Below are 240 nucleotides of genomic sequence, written 5' to 3'. Positions count from 1 at the left end.
TGACGGTGATGCTGAGCAGGCCGCCCGCCCCGGTCTGTTTTTTCTCAGGCAGGCCGAAATAAGGCCGGCTCAGGGCAAAGTCGAAACCGTTCAGCTCTTTCAGCAAGGCATTGAACTCGCCGCGCAGTGCTGGCTGGCTGCTGCTTTCTGCTTGGTTCACGAAGCTTGCGATGCTGCCCTCCAGCAGCTCACGTACATTGCCTTCATCACCGGCTTCGGCCAGGCGCTGGCGGAAGGCCG

The 240-nt window shown here is 61.2% G+C and carries 1 protein-coding gene; it reads right to left on the bottom strand.

Annotation, left to right across the window (positions count from 1 at the left end; translation table 11 throughout):
* The coding region (locus tag ACZ2IA_RS23260) for a hypothetical protein (protein ID WP_470294943.1) at positions 1-240 on the bottom strand (240 nt) is incomplete at both ends.

The organism is Crenobacter sp. CS_VA4, assembly GCF_055597485.1.
Note: the sequence above shows the minus strand (reverse complement) of the source record. Positions and strands in the feature narration are given on the sequence as shown.